This window comes from Pseudomonas fungipugnans, from assembly GCF_029955235.1.
GTDB classification, from domain to species: Bacteria; Pseudomonadota; Gammaproteobacteria; order Pseudomonadales; family Pseudomonadaceae; genus Aquipseudomonas; species Aquipseudomonas fungipugnans.
Genome location: NZ_JARBWL010000001.1, coordinates 2,654,871 through 2,674,624, shown reverse-complemented (window position 1 = coordinate 2,674,624; position 19,754 = coordinate 2,654,871). Strand labels below are relative to the sequence as shown.

Genomic DNA, 19,754 nt, shown 5'->3' with positions numbered 1-19,754 from the left:
TTTCCCCACAGTACGTAGAAGGTTCAGGTGTGTTTTTTGCCCAGCAGGTAAGAGAGGCTGACGAACAACACCGAGACGCCCAGGATCAGGGTCGAGACGGCGTTGACGTCCGGCGTCACACCCATGCGCAGCAGGCCGAAGATGAAGATCGGCAAGGTGGTGGTGCCCGCCTGCGAGACCATCATCGAGATGACGAAGTTATCCAGCGAAACGATGAAGGCCAGCATCAGCCCGGAGAAAATCCCCGGCATCAGCAAGGGCAGGGTGACTTTGCGAAAAGTCCGCCACGGGCCGGCATACAGGTCGGCCGAGGCCTGTTCCAGTGACAGGTCCATGTCGTTCAACCGCGCACGAATCGGCAGGTAGGCGAACGGGATGCAGAATACGGTGTGGGCGATGATCAGGTTGCCGTAGCCCAGCGACAGGCCGATGGTCGAGAACAGTGCGAGAGTGGCAACGCCGACCACGATTTCCGGCAGCACCAAGGGCAGCATGATTGCGCCCATCGACAGCTGCATGCCTTTGAATCTGGCGCCGCGAGAGGTGCCCAGTGCGGCGAGGGTGGCAATGACCGTGGCGATCATGCTGGCGCAAACGGCAATCAACAGGCTGTTGCCAGCGGCCTGACGCAACGCCTGATTGGCGAACGCCACCCGATACCAGTCGAGGCTGAAGCCGGTCCACACCGTCGCCGACTGGTTGGCGTTGAAGGAGAACACCACCAGCACCACGATCGGCGCATACAGGTACAGATAGAACAGCAAACTGAAGCCACCGAAGCCCGGAAAATCCTGCACGCCGAGGCCCTTACGTTTGAATAAACGCAGCATCACGCACCTCCCTTGGCAATGCGCTGACGTTCGGCACGCAAGGCGTAGACCGTCAGTACCAGCATCACCGCGGCCATCAGCACCAGCGACAACGCCGCGCCAAACGGCCAGTTACGTGCATCGCTGAACTGCCGGAAGATCAGGTTGCCGAGCATCATCCGCGTCCCGCCGCCCAGCAGTTCCGGGGCGATCATCGCGCCCAGGCAAGGCACGAATGTGAGGATGGCACCCGCGAGAATGCCCGGCCTGGCGATGGGCAATACCACTTTGCGCAAAGTGCGCAGGCGTCCGGCATAAAGGTCCTGGGCCGCTTCAAGCAGGCGTACATCCATCTTTTCCAGGGTGGCGTAGATCGGCAGCACCACGAACGGTGCGTAGGTGTAAACCAGCCCCACCAGCACCGCGCCATCGGTGTAGAGCAGTTGCAGTGGCTGGTCGATGATGCCGAGGCCGATCAGGCTGTTGTTGATGACCCCGGTGTTGCGCAGCAGCAAAATCCAGGCGTACGTGCGGATCAGCAGGTTGGCCCAGAACGGCACCGTGATCAGGAAGATCAGCAAGCCGCGTCGGTGCGGCGGTTGCATCGCCAACCACACGGCCACCGGAAAGCCGATCAGCAAGGTGATGAGCGTGGTCAGCCCGGCGATGCCGACAGAGCGTAACGCGATGATCAGGTAGGAGTCGGCGAACGTCAGGCTGTCGTCCATCTGCCGTTCGAATAGCAGCGAGGTGTAGGCGTCACTGCTGAAGACTTTATTCACGCCGCCATAGGGATTGGCTTCCATCAGTGAATAGCCGACGACGATCAGGATCGGCACGATCAGAAACAGACCGATGGCGATCAGCGCCGGGCTGACACCGAGAAAGCTCTGGAAGGCGCGACGCCGCTCCAGGGTATTGGTGATCGGTAAAACGTGCATGGCAAACCCTCGTGCTCAATCGCGCAGAACGCTGGCGCTACCGCTGTCGAACAACAGGCCGGCCTGACTGCCCACGGCAAACCGCTGGCTGTGGTCGACGCTGTTGGGCGTGCGCACGGTCAGGCGTGAACCGTCGTCCAGGCTGACGTGGTATTGCAGGTCGGTGCCCAGATAGATCTGCGTGTCGATGCGGCACGGCAGCGCGCCTGCGGTGCCATCCGGTACCAGGTGCAAGCGTTCGGGGCGCACCGACAGCGCGACGTTGGCGCCAACCTGAATGCCGCTGCAGGGCTGTGACGGCAACGGGTGGCCGGCGGGTCCGGCAAACCAGGCCAGGCCCTTTTCGACTCGGGTGACCGTGCCTTCGATGAAATTGGTTTCGCCGATGAAGTCCGCCACAAAGCGGTTATTGGGGCGTTCGTAGATGTCTTCCGGACGCCCCACCTGCTGCACTTCACCTTCCGACAGCACGGCAATACGGTCGGACATGGTCAGGGCTTCTTCCTGATCATGGGTGACAAAAATGAAGGTGATGCCGGTCTTGGCCTGAATCGCTTTCAACTCTTCGCGCATGGCTTGGCGCAGCTTGAGGTCCAGCGCCGAGAGCGGCTCATCGAGCAGCAGCACTTTAGGGTGTGGCGCCAGTGCCCGGGCCAGTGCAACGCGCTGTTGCTGACCGCCGGAAAGCTGGGCCGGCTTGCGGGTGGCAAGGCGTTCCATCTGCACCAGGGCGAGCATTTCTCGCACCCGTTCGGCGATGCTGGATTTGCCGAGGACTTTGCCCATTGGGTGCGATTCGAGGCCGAAGGCCAGGTTTTCGGCGATGGTCATGTGCGGGAACAGCGCGTAGTGCTGGAACACCGTATTGACCGGGCGCTCGAAGGGCGGGCGCTCGGCGATGTTTTCGCCGTAGAGCAGAATCTCCCCCTGGGTTGGAAATTCGAACCCGGCGATCATCCTCAGGAGGGTAGTTTTACCGCAGCCGGAAGGACCGAGGAGGGTGAAGAATTCGTTGTCGCGAATGTCCAGGTCGATGTTTTTCAGCGCCACCGGGCCGGTGTGCGGATCACCGTAGACTTTGCGCACTGAGCGGATCGACACCGCCAGCGTTTGCAGCGAATGCACAGCATTCATGCGTTACCTCCGATTCCCCCATTGCCTGCGATACTGCTGTCAGCAGCTGAAATCGTCGGGCGATGGATATTATTTTTTTGGGCAGGATCGAGATGCGTTTGCGTGTGTAACCAGCTGTTTTTTTGTTTGGCTGTGGCTCGATTATCAGTGAGTGGTTGCGGCAGCGAAACTTCAGTTTTAACATAGCTGCTGTTAAATAAATTAATAGCTGAAGGCGTCTGTCAACATGCCTGACCACCGTTTACCGCCCCTGAATGCGGTGCGTGCCTTCGATGCGGCGGCTCGGTTGGGCAGCTATGTCGAAGCCTCGAAAGCCTTGCACGTCACCCAGCCTGCGATTGGTCGGCATGTGAAGTTGCTGGAGGAGTGGCTGGGTGTTCAATTGTTTGAGCGCACCTCACGGGGTGTCACCCTGACGGTGGCGGGGGAGAAGTATCACCGCAAGATTTACGCCGCCTTGCAGTTGATCATCGAAGCCGGCAAAGAGGCGCAGCCCAAGGACGCAGAGCGTTGGTTGCGAATCATGGTGGTGCCGGGATTTGCCAAGCGCTGGTTGATGCCACGCATCGAGGCCGTACGGCATTTGCGGCCAGGTTTGAAATTTGCCATCGAACCCAACTCGACGTTCACTGAAGTGGATGGCAAGACTGCCGATCTGGGGATTGTCTACGGCCTGGACGGACAATACGCGCAATCTCGCGAGAGCCTGATCTGTCCACGGGTGTTTCCTATCTGTACCCCGCAGTACCTGGCGGGCATCGACCCGCTCCAGACCCCCGCTGACCTGGTGAAACACAACCTGATCCACGTCGATGACGGCGAATGGTGGAACCTGTGGTTCGCCGCCCACGGCCTGGATGTTCACCTCAACTCGGACATGCTCTACGTCAACAATGACCACGCGCTGTCGGTCGCAGAGAGTGGGCAGGGCATTGCGCTGGCCAACGAAGTGTTGGTACGGGAAGAACTGCGCAGCGGCGTGCTGGTTCGGGTAGTGGATGTTGAAGTGAAACTGGAAAGCTATCGCGTACTGACCCCGTCCGCCGAGCGGTCGGCGGATGTGGCGTGGTTTATCCAATGGCTCAAGGCCGAACTGGAGCAGGACTTTCCGCTGGCGCTGATCCGCCCCCGAGGGTGATGCTGGCGCGGTGGTTTCAGCTCAAACGAAAGCGCCCGGTATTTTCGCTCAGTGCCTTGCTGCCCTGGCTCAAGGTGTCTGCCGCAAGATTCACCGCCCGTGCGCCTTCCAGCAACCTGACCGCTGCCTGATCCACTTGCTGGATGTTGCCGCTGACCTCATCGGCGGTACAGGCCTGTTCTTCGACGGCGGTGGCAATCTGCGCCAGGGTGTCGGTGACGCTTTGCACCGCGCTGGCGATTTCGCCGAGTCGTTCGCCAAGACCGGTGACTGCCTCGGCATCGGATTGCGCCTGGCCGCAGGCGGCTTCCATCAGACTCACCGCTTCGTTCACCGTGTTGCGCAAGCTGTCGACCGTCCCGGCAATCTGCGCGGTGGAGGACTGGGTGCGTTGCGACAGGCTGCGCACTTCGTCGGCCACCACGGCAAAGCCACGACCCTGTTCACCGGCACGGGCGGCTTCGATGGCGGCGTTGAGCGCCAACAGGTTGGTCTGCTCGGCGACGCCACGGATGGTGTCGACCACCAGTTGAATCTGCTGCCCTTGCTCGCTGACGCGACCCAGCGCTGCTGCCGTTTCGTTCAGGCGCTGATTGAGCTGCTGAATACTCGCGGTGGTGCGCTGGCTGTCGCGACTGCTGTCGGCGGCAATGCGCTGGGTGTGCTGAGCGCTGCCGGAGGCCTGTTCACAACTCTGCGCGACGCCCTGGGAAGTGGCAGCGAGTTGTGTGGCGGCTGCGGCGATCTGGCTGATCTGAATCTGCTGGGCCTCGACTTCGCCCAGGGCGCCGCTGGAGTGATCGTTGAGGTCGCGGACCGCGTTGCTCAACTGCAAGGTCTCATGATCGACCCCCAGCAGACTGTTGCGCAGTTGCACCACGGCGACGTTGAGGGCGGTGCTGATGGCCGCCAGTTCATCCCGGCCTTCGACCGGCACTTGCAGGCTCAGGTTGCCGTCGCGCAGCGCTTCGGCCAATACCGTGATGCCGCTGGCGCTACGGCGGATCGAGGCCTGCAAGCAGACGAACAGATACAGCGCGGCCAGCAGCAGGCAACCGAAGATCGCAGCGACCACGATGAATTGGCGGATCGCCGAGCTGTGGTAGTAATCGAGGCGCTGATCCAGCGATACCAGTGATTGCTGACGCAAGGACGCGAGGTCCGTGAGCAACGCGTCGAGGCTGTGTTCGAAGTCTTCCGGCTTGAGGTTGATACTGCCGCCGAACACGCCGTCGTCCAGTACCTTCAGGCTGGTATCAAGGTGCTTGAGGCTGTCGTGGTATTGCCCGGCCCAGGTTTGCAGAGCGCTGGGCAGACGGCCTTCGAGCAGACCGGCGGTTTTCACCAGTTGCTCGCGGGCGTCGCCAATGCGGCTGCGCAGGTCACGCAATTGCAGGCGGCTTTGCAGGGTGAATTGCCCGGACACCACCGAGGCCTGGCCGACGGCGGCGAGGCGGCCAACCCGTTCGATCAGGTCCGGTGCGTGCTGGGTCGAGATCTGCGTCAGCAAATACGTTTCCAGCCATGGCGCGAGGGTCAGGCGGTTGTCCATCACGATCTGTTCACGCAACGCTTGCAGGGCGCTCAAGGCATTGGTGAAGCGGTCATAACCGTCCGGCCACCAACCGACACCGCTCAGGCTTTTCGAATCCAGGCCGGCGAGGGCGGTTTGCAGGGCTTGATAGCGCGCCAGTGTTTCGCCCTCGGCGCCTTCGGTTTTCAGGGCATTACCCAGGTCTGTGGTGGCTTGGGCGACGGCGGGCTGCACCGCATCGAAGGCGGCCATGGCGGCGAGGGTGGCCGGGGTCGGCTGACGATTGGTTTCGGTCGCGCGCCAGCGGGCGGCGCGGTCACGTTGGGCGGCGAGCAGGTTATCGAGTGCATCGAGGGCCAGCAGTTGGCGCACGCCGGCTCGTTCGCCGGCGATCAGGTTGAGTTTTTCCCGGTAGTCCTGACCAATCATTAGCAGACTGCCCGCCAGCGGCAGAATGAACAGCAGAAACAGCAGCTGAAATTTGCGGGCGAAACCGAAACGCCCCAGCAATCCGATCCCCGGTGATAAAAAAGCCTGCATGCCCCATGACTCCTCTGGACACCACGCACCATTGGCGTGCGTCGAGGTCGTTGCGACCGCGACTTGTGCCCTCTAAAAAGGCCTCGAAAGTTCACCCTTGCCCGCTCTGTAGGCCGGCTCTGTAGCGAAACTTCCCATTCTCGATCCCCTTTGTAAGGGGGCCGCATTGAAGTGGAGAAGCAAGGCAAGATTCAGACCATGGCGTTGCGCTATCACCTGTCAGGCGATGAAAATCGAGGTCGTTAGCAGGCTAAGGGGATAGCGCAGCCGCACTGAAAAATGGCACATTGACGCACCTGCACCTGTGCACCCATCCGCTGTACGGAAATTCTCATGGCTATCAGCAATGCCCAGACCGGCCCCGTGCCGGCGTCCGCGCCTCCGCAAAGCAGCCCATTGGTCATGCGCATCATCGGCGCCGTGGCGCTGGCGCATTTGATCAACGACCTGATTCAGTCGGTACTGCCGTCGATTTATCCGATGCTCAAGGCCAATTATGGCCTGACGTTCACCCAGGTCGGCCTGATCACCCTGACCTTTCAACTGACCGCTTCGCTGCTGCAACCGTGGGTGGGTTATTACACTGACCGCCACCCAAAACCGTGGCTGTTGCCAGCCGGTACCGTCTGTACCCTGATCGGCATTCTGATGATGTCCCAGGTCGGCAGTTTTCCGCTGATCCTGCTGGCAGCCGGGTTGATCGGTATCGGTTCGTCGACCTTCCACCCCGAAGCGTCTCGGGTGGCGCGCCTGGCTTCAGGCGGACGTTATGGTCTGGCGCAGTCGACCTTCCAGGTGGGCGGTAACGCGGGTTCGGCGTTTGGCCCGTTGCTGGCAGCAGCGATCATCATTCCTTACGGGCAGGGCCACGTAGCGTGGTTCGGGCTGTTCGCGGTGTTTGCGCTGTTCGTGCTGTATCGCATCAGTCGCTGGTACGCCAATCACTTGAACCTGTTCAAGCTCAAGCAAGGCCAGGCCGCCACTCATGGCTTGTCCAAGCGCCGGGTGATCAGTGCGTTGGTGGTGCTCGGTTTGCTGGTGTTCTCCAAGTATTTCTATATGGCGAGCTTCACCAGTTACTTCACCTTTTACCTGATCGAGAAGTTCGACCTGTCGGTAGCCAGTTCGCAGCTGCATCTGTTCCTGTTTCTGGGGGCGGTGGCGGCGGGGACGTTCTTCGGCGGGCCGATTGGCGACAAGATCGGGCGCAAGGCGGTGATCTGGTTCTCGATCCTTGGCGTGGCGCCATTCACCTTGATCCTGCCGCATGTTGACCTGTTCTGGACCAGCATTCTCAGCGTGGTGATCGGCTTCATTCTGGCCTCGGCGTTCTCGGCGATCGTGGTGTATGCGCAGGAGTTGGTGCCGGGCAACGTCGGGATGATTGCCGGGGTGTTCTTCGGCTTGATGTTCGGTTTCGGCGGGATTGGTGCGGCGTTGCTGGGGCATCTGGCGGATGTTCATGGCATCGAATACGTGTATTTCCTGTGCTCGTTCCTGCCGTTGTTCGGGGTGCTGGCGGTGTTCTTGCCGCGTACCAGAAAGGCCTGATTCAACACCAATCAACTGTGGGAGCGAGCTTGCTCGCGAAGGCGGTCTGACATTCAAAGAGATGTTGGCTGACACGCCGCTTTCGCGAGCAAGCTCGCTCCCACAGTGGTGTTGCGAGTGATTATTTCAGGCACAAAAAAGCCGCGTATCAAACGCGGCTTTTTCTTGGGCGGGTGCTTCGTTCCGAATAACTTAGACGTTGAAACGGAAGTGCATCACGTCGCCGTCTTTGACGATGTAGTCCTTGCCTTCCAGACGCCATTTACCGGCTTCCTTGGTGCCGGCTTCGCCCTTGTACTGGATGAAGTCGTCATAGGCGATGACTTCGGCGCGGATGAAGCCTTTCTCGAAGTCGGTGTGGATCACGCCAGCGGCTTGTGGTGCGGTAGCACCGACGCGCACGGTCCAGGCGCGGACTTCTTCGACGCCGGCGGTGAAGTAGGTCTGCAGGTGCAGCATCTCGTAGCCGGCGCGGATCACGCGGTTCAGGCCTGGCTCTTCGAGGCCCAGGGCTTCGAGGAACATGTCCTTCTCTTCACCGTCGTCGAGCTCGGCGATTTCAGCTTCGATCTTGTTGCAGACCGGAACCACAATGGCGCCTTCTTCTTCGGCGATGGCCTTGACCACGTCCAGCAACGGGTTGTTCTCGAAACCGTCTTCAGCGACGTTGGCGATGTACATGACCGGCTTGGTGGTCAGCAGGTGGAAACCACGAATCACCGCTTTCTCGTCGGTGCTCATGTTCTTCATCAGGCTGCGAGCAGGCTTGCCGAGGGTGAAGTGTTCGATCAGTTGCTCAAGCAGGCCTTTCTGGACGACCGCGTCCTTGTCCCCGCCCTTGGCGTTGCGCGCGACTTTCTGCAGTTGCTTCTCGCAGCTGTCGAGGTCGGCGAAGATCAGTTCCAGGTCGATGATTTCGATGTCGCGTTTCGGGTCGACGCTGTTGGCGACGTGAATCACGTTCTCGTCTTCGAAGCAGCGGACCACGTGGGCGATGGCATCGGTCTCGCGGATGTTGGCGAGGAACTTGTTGCCCAGGCCTTCACCTTTCGAGGCACCGGCAACCAGGCCTGCGATGTCGACGAATTCCATGGTGGTCGGCAGGATGCGCTTTGGATTGACGATGGCCGCCAGAGCGTCCAGGCGCTTGTCCGGCATCGGCACGATACCGGTGTTCGGCTCGATGGTGCAGAACGGGAAGTTCTCGGCCGCGATCCCGGATTTGGTCAGGGCGTTGAACAGGGTGGATTTGCCGACGTTAGGCAGGCCGACGATGCCGCAATTGAAGCCCATGGTGGTTCCCCAAGGAGTTAGAGTCAGGCCTTCTGGCTGTGCAGGTTTTTCATCGCGCGGTTCCATTCCCCGGCGAGGATATCCGGCAGCACGCCGAGGGCAAAGTCGATGCTGGCATCGAGTTTTTCCTGTTCGGCGCGTGGCGCACGACCCAGGACGAAATTTGAAACCATACTGGCAACGCCCGGGTGGCCAATGCCAAGCCGCAAGCGGTGAAAGGTATTCTGATTGCCCAGTTGCGCGATGATGTCGCGCAACCCGTTGTGACCGCCATGGCCGCCGCCCTGTTTGAGCTTGGCAACGCCCGGAGGCAAGTCGAGTTCGTCATGCGCCACCAGGATTTCTTCAGGCGTGATGCGGAAGAAACCGGCAAGTGCCGCCACGGCCTGGCCGCTGCGGTTCATGTAGGTGGTGGGAATCAGCAGACGAACATCCTGACCCTGATGCGAATAGCGCCCGGTCAGGCCGAAATATTTGCGATCGGCCACAAGGTTGACACCCTGTGCGTGCGCGATGCGCTCAACAAAAAGGGCCCCTGCGTTATGCCGGGTCTGTTCGTATTCAGCGCCTGGATTTCCCAGGCCAACGATCAGTTTTATGGCAGTCACGATAGGGGCCCTTCCTTTGGAGTGTGGATAACATCGCTGCAATCGGGGTGTGCGGCGAAAGTGGACGACAAGTGCTCATTTACCATTATGTAAACTCCGCGTTCTCGCCCGCTTTCTCGCTACGTACCAGTTCGCGATGTTACCGGTTCACTCCGGCATTACAGAGTGAATTACTCTGCAGCGCCTTCTTCAGCTTCTGGAGCAACACGTGGAGCGTGAACGTTGGCAACAGCCAGGTCGTTACCGTGAGCCAGAGCAACAAACTCAACGCCTTTAGGGGCTTTGAGGTCAGACAGGTGAATGATCGCGCCGACTTCGGCGTTAGCCAGGTCAACTTCGATGAATTCAGGCAGGTCTTTCGGCAGGCAGGAAACTTCGATTTCCGAAACAACGTGCGAAATTTCGCCGCCTTTCTTGATCGGAGCAGCTTCGCCAACGAAGTGTACAGGCACGATAGCGGTCAGTTTCTGACCAGCTACAACGCGTACGAAGTCAGCGTGCAGCACGTGGCCTTTGGCCGGGTGGCGCTGCAGAGCCTTGATGATTACGTTTTGCTTGGTGCCGCCAACGTTCAGCTCGATGATGTGGCTGTAAGCCGCTTCGTTTTCGAGCAGTTTGGCAACTTCTTTAGCCAGCATGCTGATGGATTCAGGGGCTTTTTCGCCACCGTAAACTACAGCTGGAACCAGGCTTGCGAGACGACGCAGGCGGCGGCTCGCACCTTTCCCCAGGTCGGAACGCACTTCAGCATTCAGAGTAAAATCGTTCATGTTGTATCTCCAAAATAACCACATTCGCCCCAGCGTTTGCGACCAGCGCTAAAGGCGATATGGGCAAAAAAGCCCCGCCCCGACAGGAATGCCGGGGCGGGGCGCTTTTCGACAACGGGATGTTCGAGAAGGGCAGGGCCCTTAACGGAACATCGCGCTGATCGATTCTTCATTGCTGATGCGGCGGACCGCCTCGGCAACTACCGGCGCGATATCCAGTTGACGGATACGCGAGCAGGCTTGAGCAGCTGCGGACAACGGGATGGTGTTAGTCACCACCAGTTCGTCCAGCATGGAATTTTCGATGTTTTCGATCGCCCGACCGGACAGCACAGGGTGTGTGCAGTAGGCGAAAACCTTGGCAGCGCCATGCTCTTTCAAGGCCTTGGCCGCGTGGCACAGAGTGCCGGCGGTATCGACCATGTCATCGACCAGAATACAGGTACGCCCTTCGACATCACCGATGATATGCATCACTTCAGAGTGATTGGCTTTCTCACGGCGTTTGTCGATGATCCCGAGATCCACGCCCAGAGACTTGGCGACAGCACGTGCACGCACGACGCCACCAATGTCCGGGGACACGATCATCAGGTTTTCGAAGCGCTGATCTTCAATGTCATCCACCAATACCGGGGAGCCGTAGATGTTATCTACCGGAATATCGAAGAAACCCTGAATCTGGTCAGCATGCAGATCAACCGTGAGAACACGATCGATGCCGACTACGGTAAGCATGTCAGCAACGACTTTCGCGCTGATAGCCACACGTGCGGAACGCGGACGGCGATCCTGACGGGCATAACCAAAGTAAGGAATAACAGCAGTGATACGAGTAGCCGAGGAGCGGCGGAAGGCATCAGCCATCACTACCAGTTCCATCAGGTTATCGTTGGTCGGAGCGCAAGTCGGCTGAATAATGAAGACATCTTTACCGCGGACGTTTTCATTGATCTCGGCTGTAATTTCGCCGTCGGAAAACTTACCGACAGAGATGTCACCGAGAGGGATATGCAGCTGACGTACAACACGCCGAGCCAGATCGGGGTTAGCGTTCCCCGTAAAGACCATCATCTTGGACACGCGCAGTACCTGAAGGCTGAGGGTAACCTGGATGAGTATAGGAAAATGGCAGGGGCGGCTGGATTCGAACCAACGCATGGCAGGATCAAAACCTGCTGCCTTACCGCTTGGCGACGCCCCTGTATCTGTTGCAACGATTACCCAGTAATCGGTTCCTTTAGAGCAGACTTTGCAGCTTGCGATGCAACATCGAAACGTTGCTTCCTTTTGCTACAAACCCTGTAAGGGTCTCTGTAAGAAGGGCCGAGACTTTATCAGCTTCAGCTTTGCTTGGGAAGCCCCCAAACACACAACTTCCAGTTCCGGTGAGTTTTGCTTCGGTAAATTTACCTAACAAATCCAATGCGTTACGTACCTCTGGATAACGCCTTGATACCACCGGCAAGCAGTCATTTCGACTGTTTCCCTTGGGAACGGGGCGCACTTTAATGGGAGAAGAGTTACGTGTCAACAACGGATCGGAAAAAATTTCTGCTGTACTTACAGATACTTGCGGAACAAGCACGACATACCAAGGTTCTTCGGGGTCTACAGGGGTGAGTTTTTCCCCGACGCCCTCGGCGAAAGCCGCGTGCCCGCGCACGAAAACCGGCACGTCCGCGCCAAGCGACAGGCCCAGGGCGGCCAGCCGATCTTCATCCCAATCCAGCGTCCACAGATGATTGAGACCCAGCAGTGTCGTCGCGGCATTGGAACTGCCGCCACCGATTCCGCCACCCATGGGCAGGACTTTCTCGATCCAGATATCGATACCCAGCGCACACCCGGATTGCTCTTGCAGCTTTTTCGCCGCGCGCACAATCAGGTTGCTGTCGTGAGGCACGCCATCGAACTCGGTGTGCAGTCGGATCACGCCGTCATCGCGCACGGCAAAGGTGATTTCATCGCCGTAATCGAGAAACTGAAAAATGGTTTGCAGTTCGTGGTAACCGTCTTCACGGCGACCCAGAATGTGCAGCATCAGGTTGAGCTTGGCAGGCGAGGGCAGCGTCAGGCGTGAGGCAGTCATGTTCACTGCCCCAGTTTGCGTGGTTGCCATTCCTTGATCACCAGTGTGATATCAAGGTCGGTGCCGTGCAGTTTGATCCGCTCGGGCAGCCAATAGCCGTTTTGCTCGGCATAACTCAGATATTCAACCTGCCAGCCATCCTGTTCCAGATTAGCCAGACGGCTGTCGGCGTCCAGGGTCAGACGGCTTTTGCTGTCCGGGGCCGGCAGTCCGCGAACCCACCAGGCCAAATTGGACACCGGCAGTTTCCAGCCCAGTTGCTCTTCGAGCAGCTGTTCCGGGCTCGTTGCGTCATAGCGGCCCTGATTGGCGACTTCAAGCGACACCTTGCCCGGGCGACCGGTCAAGCGTGCGGCACCGCGACCCAGCGGGCCGGAGAGGCGGATGTCGTAGTAGTCCTGGCGCTGCAACCAGAACAGCGTCCCGCTGCCCGAGTCTTTCGGGGCGCGAATGCCGATCTTGCCGTTGATTTGCCAGCCATCGAGGCTGGTCAGTTGCTGTTTGTGTTCGCGCCATTGGGCCGGGTCGCCATGACCCTGGACCGATTCACGAGCGCCGAAGCCTGCGCAACCGGCGAGCAAGGCAATAAAGCTGAAAACGATGAAGTGGCGCAAAAACATAATCTTAAAGGGTCTCTGATCCGGTCAGGCGCTTGACGGTATCGCGCAGGGTAGGGCTATCGGGTTGGTCCTTGAGGAATTTCCCCCAGACTTGCTTGGCTTCCCGCTGTTTGCCATTGGTCCACAGCACTTCGCCCAGGTGAGCGGCGACTTCCTGATCGGGGAAGCGCTCAAGGGCCTGGCGCAGATAGCGTTCGGCTTCATCGAGGTTGCCCAGGCGGAAGTTCACCCAGCCGAGACTGTCGAGCACGGCCGGATCTTCCGGGTTTATCTGGTGAGCATGTTCGATCAGCGCCTTGGCTTCGGCGTAGCGCGTCGTACGGTCGGACAAGGTGTAGCCCAGTGCGTTCAACGCCATGGCATTGTCCGGATCGCGCTTGATGATCAGGCGCAGGTCTTTTTCCATCTGCGCCAGGTCATTGCGTTTTTCCGCCTGCATCGCCCGGGTGTAGAGCAGATTCAGATCGTCCGGGTATTGCAGCAGCGCTTTTTGCAGGACTTTCCAGGCCTTGTCGTCCTGTTTATTGGCAGACAAGGTTTCGGCTTCGATCAGGTACAGCTGAATCGCGTAGTCCGGTTGCGCATCACGTTCGGCCGCCAGTTTGCTCTGAGCTTCGGCAGTCTTGCCGTTGTTCATCAGGATGTCGGCCTGACGCAATTGCGCCGGCAGATAGTCGTTGCCGGGGCCGACCTGGGCGTACTCGATCAGCGCGCCTTGCGGGTCGTTGCGTTCTTCGGCGATCCGGCCGAGGTTCAGGTGCGCCGAGTCGACGTGGCTTTCCCGGGCAATCAGGTCTTCGAGATAGCCCTTGGCCTCGTCCCAGGCCTTGGCTTCCAGGCAGACCAGTGCCAGGGAGTAACGCAGTTCGTCGTCGTCCGGGTACTGCTGAACCAGGCTGGAAAACTCGACCTTGGCCTCGTCCATGCGGTCCTGTTCGACCAGCAGGCGGGCGTAGCTCAGGCGCAGGCGTTTGTCGTCCGGGTATTTCTTGATGCTTTTCTGCAGCAGCGGAACGGCTTCGCCGCCACGGTTGAGCGCTTGCAGAATACGTGCACGCAGCAGGATCGGCGCCACTTCGCCGTCATCCGGTGGATTGTTTTCGAGCAAGGTCAGCGCGCCTTTGAGGTCGCCGTCCTGTTGCATCAGCAGGGCCTTGCCGAAAATCAGCTGGCTGTTTTTCGGATGACGCTGCAACAAGCGGTCAAAACTTTTCATCAGGCCGTTGCGGGTGTCCTGATCAGTGTCAGCCGCCGACAGGGCCAGAAAGTCGAAATGCGTGTCGCCCTTGCCTTGCAGGACTTTCTCCATATAGACCATGGAGTCGTCGTAACGCCCGGCACGGGCCAGTTGCACGGCCGCCGCGCGTTGCGCTTCGAGGTCATCCGGAGCGTTTCGCGCCCAGATCAGCGCGGTATCCAGGGCGGCCTGATCGGCACCCAGGTACTCGGCGATGCGGAAGGCCCGCTCGGAAATGCCCGGATCCTGAGTGTTGATGGCCTGGGTCACGTAGTTGTCCAGCGCAATGTCGAAACGATTGCGCTGGCCAGCCAGTTCCGCGCTCAACAGACTGAAGATGGTTTCTTCACTGAATGAGCTGTAGACCTTGGGCTTTTCAGGGGCCGGAGTGCTGTCTTCGACCGGCGGCGTACCGTCCGGCGACACGGGTGCCAAGGCATGGCAGCCGCTGAGGAAGACAAAGGCGAGGAGCAACGCGGAAGATCTATTCATATAGGAGAAGGACGACTAACCTGCGGTCGGATCATCATGACACAAGCCTTCGGCCAAACATAACCGAGTCTCAATGGATGCCTTTTATAGAGGCAGGTAATTGGGACAATAGTCGGCAGTAGTTGTTCTGTCTCTGACGAAGTAGGACAATTGCCGGCTTCACGTCACTATCAGCGACCTTGAATGGCCTTCCTTGCACTCGGTATCAACCACAAGACTGCTTCTGTAGACGTCCGCGAGCGCGTGGCCTTTACCCCTGAGCAGCTGGTGGAGGCCTTGCAGCAGCTCTGCCGACTTACCGACAGCCGCGAAGCTGCGATCCTTTCCACCTGCAATCGCAGTGAGCTTTATATAGAGCAGGATCACCTGTCGTCGGACGTCGTGCTGCGCTGGCTGGCCGATTATCATCATTTGAGCCTCGAAGAGCTGCGTGCCAGCGCTTATGTGCACGAAGATGATGCGGCAGTTCGTCACATGATGCGGGTCGCCTCCGGGCTCGATTCTCTGGTGCTGGGCGAGCCGCAAATTCTCGGCCAGATGAAATCGGCCTATGCCGTGGCGCGTGAGGCCGGCACCATCGGTCCGCTGCTCGGGCGGTTGTTCCAGGCCACGTTCAATACCGCCAAGCAGGTGCGCACCGACACGGCCATCGGCGAGAACCCGGTGTCGGTGGCGTTTGCCGCGGTCAGCCTGGCGAAACAGATTTTCAGCGATTTGCAACGCAGCCAGGCCTTGTTGATCGGCGCGGGCGAGACCATCACCCTGGTCGCCCGCCATCTGCACGAACTGGGAGTCAAGCGCATCGTGGTCGCCAACCGTACCCTGGAGCGCGCGAGTATCCTGGCCGAACAGTTTGGCGCGCACGCCGTGCTGCTCTCGGACATTCCGGCCGAGCTTGTGCGCAGTGACATCGTTATCAGTTCCACTGCCAGCCAGTTGCCGATCCTGGGCAAGGGCGCGGTGGAGAGCGCCTTGAAACTGCGCAAGCACAAACCTATTTTCATGGTCGATATTGCCGTTCCAAGGGATATCGAGCCTGAAGTCGGCGAGCTCGACGACGTTTACCTTTATAGCGTCGATGACTTGCACGAAGTGGTCGCCGAAAACCTCAAGAGCCGCCAGGGCGCAGCCCAGGCAGCAGAAGAGATGGTCGCGATCGGCGCCGACGACTTCATGGTGCGCCTGCGCGAACTGGCGGCAGTGGATGTACTCAAGGCCTATCGTCAGCAAAGCGAACGCACCCGCGATGAAGAATTGCAAAAGGCCCAGCGGATGCTGGCCAACGGCACCAGCGCCGAAGACGTGCTGGTGCAACTGGCTCGCGGGCTGACCAACAAACTGTTGCATGCGCCCAGCGTCCAGTTGAAAAAATTGACTGCCGAAGGTCGCCTCGATGCGCTGGCCATGGCCCAGGAACTCTTTGCCCTCGGTGAGGGCTCGTCGGATAGCTCGGATAAAAAACCGCAATGAAAGCGTCACTGCTCAATAAGCTGGACATCCTCCAGGACCGTTTCGAGGAATTGACCGCTCTGCTTGGCGATGGCGAAGTCATTTCCGATCAGAACAAATTCCGCACCTACTCCAAGGAATACGCGGAAGTCGAACCGATCGTCGACGCCTATAAACAGCTGCTCAAAGTGCAAAGCGACCTTGAAGGCGCCCAGGCTCTGCTCAAGGACAGCGACCCGGACATGCGAGAAATGGCCGTGGAAGAAGTCCGCGAAGCCAAGGAACAGCTGATCGAGATCGAAGGCAGCCTGCAACGCATGCTGCTGCCCAGGGACCCGAACGACGGGCGCAACGTGTTCCTCGAAATCCGTGCCGGCACCGGCGGCGACGAGGCGGCGATCTTCTCCGGCGACCTGTTCCGCATGTACTCGCGCTATGCCGAGCGTCGTGGCTGGAAGGTGGAAATCCTCTCCGAGAACATCGGCGAGCATGGGGGCTATAAAGAAGTCATTGCCCGGGTCGAGGGCGACAACGTCTACGGCAAGCTGAAATTCGAGTCCGGTGCCCACCGCGTGCAGCGGGTGCCGGCCACTGAATCCCAGGGCCGTATCCACACCTCGGCCTGCACCGTCGCCGTGCTGCCCGAGCCGGACGAGCAGGAAACCATCGAGATCAACCCGGCGGATCTGCGGGTCGATACGTATCGTTCCTCGGGCGCCGGTGGTCAGCACGTCAACAAGACTGACTCGGCGATCCGCATTACGCACTTGCCGTCCGGTATCGTTGTCGAATGTCAGGAAGAGCGTTCCCAGCACAAGAACCGTGCACGGGCGATGTCCTGGTTGTCGGCCAAGCTCAATGACCAGCAGACCAGCGCCGCCGCCAATGCCATCGCCAGCGAGCGTAAATTGCTGGTCGGTTCCGGGGATCGCTCCGAACGTATTCGCACGTACAATTTTGCCCAGGGTCGGGTCACCGACCACCGGGTCAACCTGACCTTGTATTCCCTCGACGAAATCCTCGCCGGTGGCGTCGAAGCGGTCATTGAACCTTTGTTGGCCGAATACCAGGCTGACCAACTGGCAGCGATAGGTGAGTAAATGACGATCATTGCCAGTTTGTTAAGGGCCGCCGAATTGCCCGACTCGCCCACCGCGCGCCTGGATGCCGAATTGCTGCTGGCTGCTGCCCTGGGCAAGTCGCGCAGTTTCCTGCACACCTGGCCGGAGCGCATCGTGCCGAGCGAAGCGGCGCTGACCTTTGCCGAGTACCTGCAACGCCGCCGTGGCGGTGAGCCGGTGGCTTACATCCTTGGCCAGCAGGGTTTCTGGAAACTCGACCTGGAAGTCGCCCCACATACGCTGATCCCGCGCCCGGACACCGAACTGCTGGTGGAAGCCGCGCTGGAATTATTGCCGGCGACACCGGCCAAGGTGCTCGACCTCGGCACCGGCAGTGGCGCGATTGCCCTGGCGCTGGCCAGCGAGCGTCCAGCCTGGAGCGTCACCGCCGTGGATCGCGTGCTCGAAGCCGTGGCCCTGGCCGAGCGCAATCGCCAGCGTCTGCACCTGAACAATGCCACGGTGCTGAGCAGCCACTGGTTCAGCGCGCTGCAAGGGCAACGCTTTCAACTGATCATCAGCAACCCGCCGTACATTGCCAGCGCCGACCCGCATCTGGTGGAAGGCGACGTGCGTTTCGAACCGGCCAGTGCCTTGGTGGCCGGCGTTGACGGCCTCGACGATCTGCGTCTGATCGTCGCCCAGGCGCCGGATTATCTTGAAGCCGGCGGCTGGCTGATGCTGGAACACGGTTACGATCAGGCCGACGCAGTGCGTGATCTGTTGCTCACTCGCGGCTTTGAAGACGTCCACAGCCGCACCGATCTGGGCGGCCACGAACGCATCAGCCTGGGGCGCCTGCCGTGCTGAATGATCAGGAATTGTTGCGCTATAGCCGACAGATTCTGTTGCAGCATGTCGACATTGACGGCCAGCTCCGGCTCAAAGACAGCCGCGTACTGATCGTCGGCCTCGGCGGTCTGGGCGCGCCGGTGGCGCTGTACCTCGCGGCTGCCGGCGTCGGTGAATTGCATCTGGCGGACTTCGATACCGTCGACCTGACCAACCTGCAACGCCAGATCATTCACGACACCGACAGCGTCGGCCAGACCAAGGTCGATTCGGCGATCCGCCGCTTGAGCGCGATCAACCCCGAGATTCAATTGATCGCACATCGCGCGGCGCTGGACGCAGACTCCCTGGCCGCTGCCATAGCGGCGGTGGACCTGGTACTGGACTGCTCCGACAATTTCTCCACCCGCGAAGCGGTCAACGCCGCGTGCGTAGCTGCACGTAAGCCCTTGGTCAGTGGCGCGGCGATTCGTCTGGAAGGGCAGTTGTCAGTGTTTGACCCGCGTCGCCCGGAAAGCCCGTGCTACCACTGTTTATACGGACACGGCAGCGAAGCCGAACTGACCTGCAGCGAGGCGGGTGTGGTCGGTCCGCTGGTGGGGTTGGTCGGCAGCCTGCAAGCGCTGGAAGCACTGAAATTGCTGGTCGGATTCGGCGAGCCGTTGGTTGGGCGCCTGTTGTTGATCGATGCGTTGAGCACGCGTTTTCGCGAGTTGCGGGTCAAGCGTGATCCGGGTTGCAGCGTCTGTGGACCGGCCCATGCGTGAAGCGCCGATTGGCGTGTTCGACTCCGGCGTCGGCGGTCTGTCGGTGCTGGCCGAGATTCAGCGTCTGCTGCCCAACGAGTCTTTGTTGTATGTCTCGGACGGCGGCCACATTCCCTACGGCGAGAAAACCCCGGCATTCATTCGCCAGCGTTGCAGTGTGATGGCCGAGTTTTTTCAGCAGCAAGGGGCCAAGGCCCTGGTGCTGGCGTGCAACACCGCTACCGTGGCTGGCGTGGCAGACCTGCGCCGCGACTACCCTGACTGGCCCATCGTCGGCATGGAGCCGGCAGTCAAGCCGGCCGCTGCCGCCACCCGCAGTGGCGTGGTCGGTGTGCTGGCGACCACCGGCACCTTGCAGAGCGCCAAGTTCGCCGCCTTGCTCGATCGTTTTGCCACCGACGTGCGGGTCATCACCCAGCCGTGTCCTGGTCTTGTGGAGTTGATTGAAAGTGGCGACCTGCACAGTGCTGCGTTGTCCACACTGCTTCAGGGCTATGTCGAGCCGCTGCTGGCAGCCGGTGCAGACACTATTATTCTTGGCTGCACGCATTACCCCTTCCTCAAGCCGCTACTCAAGCGGATGCTCCCTGAGCACATCAGCCTGATCGACACCGGCGCCGCCGTGGCGCGGCAGTTGCAGCGTCTGCTGGCCGAGCGTGAACTGCTCGCCGAGGGCGTCGCCCGTGACACGCAGTTCTGGACCAGCGCCCAACCTGAACAGTTTAGAAATATCTTGCCGATACTGTGGAATACGTCTGGCGTTGTGCGAAGCTTCGACTTGTAAAAAAAGTGTGAAATAAGCGCTTACACAGCTGAACTTATGTTTAAGCGCCGAATTCTATAGCTGAGTCTGTTGGGCAACAAAA

Annotated in this window: 18 protein-coding genes and 1 tRNA gene; 7 read left to right on the top strand and 12 right to left on the bottom strand. The window is 59.9% G+C overall.

Annotated elements, in window-relative coordinates:
• Window positions 1-23: 23 nt before the first annotated feature.
• The 3 genes from POF45_RS11075 to POF45_RS11065 are packed head-to-tail and all read right to left on the bottom strand — an operon-like array spanning window position 24 to window position 2,884.
• Complete coding sequence (locus POF45_RS11075) at window positions 24-833, bottom strand: ABC transporter permease (RefSeq protein WP_259496612.1); 810 nt, start codon at window positions 831-833, stop codon at window positions 24-26.
• A complete protein-coding gene (locus POF45_RS11070; protein WP_282315681.1) occupies window positions 830-1,750 on the bottom strand; it encodes an ABC transporter permease in 921 nt (306 codons plus the stop codon). The genes POF45_RS11075 and POF45_RS11070 overlap by 4 nt, the downstream gene beginning before the upstream one ends.
• Before the next feature lie 15 nt (window positions 1,751-1,765).
• Window positions 1,766-2,884: an ABC transporter ATP-binding protein gene (locus POF45_RS11065; RefSeq protein ID WP_282315680.1), complete on the bottom strand. Its 1,119-nt coding sequence runs from the start codon at window positions 2,882-2,884 to the stop codon at window positions 1,766-1,768.
• A 226-nt stretch (window positions 2,885-3,110) separates the two neighbouring features.
• Between POF45_RS11065 and POF45_RS11060 the strand changes: the two genes are divergently transcribed.
• Window positions 3,111-4,022: a LysR substrate-binding domain-containing protein gene (locus POF45_RS11060; protein WP_282315679.1), complete on the top strand. Its 912-nt coding sequence runs from the start codon at window positions 3,111-3,113 to the stop codon at window positions 4,020-4,022.
• Between the two features lie 16 nt (window positions 4,023-4,038).
• On the opposite strand, the gene POF45_RS11055 is transcribed toward POF45_RS11060, so the two are convergent.
• Window positions 4,039-6,096 (bottom strand): methyl-accepting chemotaxis protein, encoded by a 2,058-nt coding sequence (locus POF45_RS11055; RefSeq protein WP_282315678.1) that lies wholly within the window; start codon window positions 6,094-6,096, stop codon window positions 4,039-4,041.
• 333 nt (window positions 6,097-6,429) lie between these two features.
• Between POF45_RS11055 and POF45_RS11050 the strand changes: the two genes are divergently transcribed.
• Window positions 6,430-7,647: an MFS transporter gene (locus POF45_RS11050; RefSeq protein WP_259496607.1), complete on the top strand. Its 1,218-nt coding sequence runs from the start codon at window positions 6,430-6,432 to the stop codon at window positions 7,645-7,647.
• A gap of 192 nt (window positions 7,648-7,839) precedes the next feature.
• Here POF45_RS11050 and ychF read toward each other — a convergent pair whose 3' ends face one another.
• From ychF to POF45_RS11010, 8 genes are all read right to left on the bottom strand, one after another.
• Window positions 7,840-8,940 carry a redox-regulated ATPase YchF gene (ychF, locus tag POF45_RS11045; protein WP_259496605.1) on the bottom strand — a complete coding sequence of 367 codons (1,101 nt, stop codon included), beginning with the start codon at window positions 8,938-8,940 and terminating at the stop codon, window positions 7,840-7,842.
• Between the two features lie 23 nt (window positions 8,941-8,963).
• A complete protein-coding gene (gene pth, locus POF45_RS11040; protein ID WP_259496602.1) occupies window positions 8,964-9,548 on the bottom strand; it encodes an aminoacyl-tRNA hydrolase in 585 nt (194 codons plus the stop codon).
• A gap of 170 nt (window positions 9,549-9,718) precedes the next feature.
• Complete coding sequence (locus POF45_RS11035) at window positions 9,719-10,318, bottom strand: 50S ribosomal protein L25/general stress protein Ctc (protein WP_259503264.1); 600 nt, start codon at window positions 10,316-10,318, stop codon at window positions 9,719-9,721.
• Between the two features lie 141 nt (window positions 10,319-10,459).
• Complete coding sequence (locus POF45_RS11030) at window positions 10,460-11,401, bottom strand: ribose-phosphate pyrophosphokinase (RefSeq protein WP_003208392.1); 942 nt, start codon at window positions 11,399-11,401, stop codon at window positions 10,460-10,462.
• A gap of 46 nt (window positions 11,402-11,447) precedes the next feature.
• Window positions 11,448-11,522 (bottom strand) — tRNA-Gln (locus POF45_RS11025).
• A 36-nt stretch (window positions 11,523-11,558) separates the two neighbouring features.
• On the bottom strand, window positions 11,559-12,410 hold the full coding sequence (gene ispE, locus POF45_RS11020) for a 4-(cytidine 5'-diphospho)-2-C-methyl-D-erythritol kinase (RefSeq protein WP_282315676.1): 852 nt from the start codon (window positions 12,408-12,410) through the stop codon (window positions 11,559-11,561).
• Window positions 12,411-12,412: 2 nt separating this feature from the next.
• Window positions 12,413-13,030, bottom strand: a complete 618-nt coding sequence (gene lolB / locus POF45_RS11015; RefSeq protein WP_259496600.1) for a lipoprotein insertase outer membrane protein LolB — start codon at window positions 13,028-13,030, stop codon at window positions 12,413-12,415.
• A gap of 4 nt (window positions 13,031-13,034) precedes the next feature.
• Window positions 13,035-14,759: a tetratricopeptide repeat protein gene (locus POF45_RS11010; protein WP_282315675.1), complete on the bottom strand. Its 1,725-nt coding sequence runs from the start codon at window positions 14,757-14,759 to the stop codon at window positions 13,035-13,037.
• Between the two features lie 183 nt (window positions 14,760-14,942).
• On the opposite strand from POF45_RS11010, the gene hemA reads away from it, so the two are divergent.
• From hemA to murI, 5 genes are read left to right on the top strand one after another with little or no spacing between them, the layout of a single operon-like run.
• Window positions 14,943-16,229, top strand: a complete 1,287-nt coding sequence (hemA, locus tag POF45_RS11005; RefSeq protein WP_282315674.1) for a glutamyl-tRNA reductase — start codon at window positions 14,943-14,945, stop codon at window positions 16,227-16,229.
• Entirely contained in the window at window positions 16,226-17,308 is a 1,083-nt protein-coding gene (gene prfA / locus POF45_RS11000) for a peptide chain release factor 1 (RefSeq protein WP_282315673.1), read from the top strand. The genes hemA and prfA overlap by 4 nt, the downstream gene beginning before the upstream one ends.
• Complete coding sequence (prmC, locus tag POF45_RS10995) at window positions 17,309-18,139, top strand: peptide chain release factor N(5)-glutamine methyltransferase (RefSeq protein WP_282315672.1); 831 nt, start codon at window positions 17,309-17,311, stop codon at window positions 18,137-18,139.
• Complete coding sequence (locus POF45_RS10990) at window positions 18,133-18,888, top strand: molybdopterin-synthase adenylyltransferase MoeB (RefSeq protein ID WP_282315671.1); 756 nt, start codon at window positions 18,133-18,135, stop codon at window positions 18,886-18,888. The genes prmC and POF45_RS10990 overlap by 7 nt, the downstream gene beginning before the upstream one ends.
• Window positions 18,881-19,672 (top strand): glutamate racemase, encoded by a 792-nt coding sequence (gene murI / locus POF45_RS10985; protein WP_259496594.1) that lies wholly within the window; start codon window positions 18,881-18,883, stop codon window positions 19,670-19,672. The genes POF45_RS10990 and murI overlap by 8 nt, the downstream gene beginning before the upstream one ends.
• The last annotated feature ends 82 nt before the right edge of the window (window positions 19,673-19,754 follow it).